Annotated in this window: 2 protein-coding genes; one reads left to right on the plus strand and one right to left on the minus strand. The window is 68.0% G+C overall.

Annotated features, from left to right (window positions below; all coding sequences use genetic code 11):
• Window positions 1-549: protein tyrosine phosphatase (locus tag DBR22_RS23220; protein WP_108600910.1), on the minus strand; the 549-nt coding region annotated here is incomplete at its 3' end.
• 161 nt (window positions 550-710) lie between these two features.
• Here DBR22_RS23220 and DBR22_RS23225 point away from each other — a divergent pair.
• A complete protein-coding gene (locus DBR22_RS23225) occupies window positions 711-1304 on the plus strand; it encodes a DUF5655 domain-containing protein (protein ID WP_108600911.1) in 594 nt (197 codons plus the stop codon).
• Window positions 1305-1333: the final 29 nt, after the last annotated feature.

Genomic DNA, 1333 nt, shown 5'->3' on the forward strand with positions numbered 1-1333 from the left:
CAGCGTGGGAGCGTCGGCTTCGACGGCGACTTCACCGTTGGCGGCCCCCTCGGCAGCAGCGGCCGCGGCGGCCTTGGCAACAACATCGGCGCAGAAGCTCTCAACGTTGGCTTCACCGTCGGCCTTGACAACCAGCGATGAGAACCCTTCGGAGGAAGCGGTCAGGCCACCGTTGTTGAGCGCGGTGCAGAGGCCCAGGGATGCGGCACCGGCAGCATCCACTGCAGCCTTCGCGGCGGCTGCGCTCCCGGCGCCTGCGGCAACCTTTCCGTCTGCTGCTTCAGCGGTAACCGAGGCGTCAGCGGTGACGTCAGTGCTCACATCGGCGGTTGCATCGCCGGCTGCTTCGGCTGCAGCATCCGCGGCTGCAGCGGCTTCGCCGGACAGCTTCGGGGCGGGAGCGCCGAGGAGTTCGTGGGCGGACTGCTGGGCGGCGTCCGGGAGAGCGCCGGAAACAGCTGCGACGCCGGTGCCACCGACGGCCAGGGCGCCTGCGGCGAATACTCCGGCGGCGACTTTGCTGGTGGCGAGAACGGTGAACAGGGGCATGGGAAACTCCAAAATATAGAAGACAAGTCAGATCCGGCTCCGTGGAACCAATCACCTCCTACATCGCCGGCGGCCACGGGAAAGTTACGGGTGCCGCGGAAATTCTTTTCCGGCCGCCCGGGCCGCCCGCTGCTGGAGGGGCTGCCCACTACCATCGAGGCATGGCCACAACCCCCGAACAGCACAAGACCGCCCGGACCTGGCAGGGCATGGTGGCGAGCAACCAGGCCCTGCTTGAGCGGAAGACGGGACACGGCGTCGGGTACTGGGCTGAGCGCGCACGCGCCGCCGGGCTGAAGAACGACGCCGAGCTCCGTGAGTGGATGCGCAGCGAACACGGCGTCACCGGCTATGCGCAGTACGCGGTGTCCTGGGAGCTGTTCGGGTACCCGGATTTTATGCTGCGTGACGCGGACGAACTCATGGACGGCCAGTACGTCAACCATCCCGGACTGCGGCCTGTCGCCGATGCCCTCCTGGCGTGGGCAGCGGCCACCGAGGGCGTGGAGATCCAGATGCGGAAGGGCTACGTTTCCCTGCTCGGCCCCCGCCGCAAGTTCGCGCAGGTCACCCGCACAACCAACCGCGCCGTTGACGTCACCCTGCGCCTCGACGCCGCCGCCCAGGGACGCCTCGAAGCCCTGAAGACCCGGGCCGATGACCCTTTCGACCGGCGGGTGCGGATCACGTCTTTGGACCAGGTGGACGGGGAGCTGCTGGACATCCTCGCCGCGGCGCTGGACCAGAACACTTAGGCGCGTACGACGGCGAGCGGTCACCTTTT

This window comes from Arthrobacter sp. HMWF013 (assembly GCF_003061105.1).
Classification (GTDB): domain Bacteria; phylum Actinomycetota; class Actinomycetes; order Actinomycetales; family Micrococcaceae; genus Arthrobacter.

Coding starts and splice junctions, on each gene's coding strand:
- DBR22_RS23225 (WP_108600911.1), top strand. CDS start 711: ATGGCCACAACCCCCGAACAGCACAAGACCGCCCGGACCTGGCAGGGC.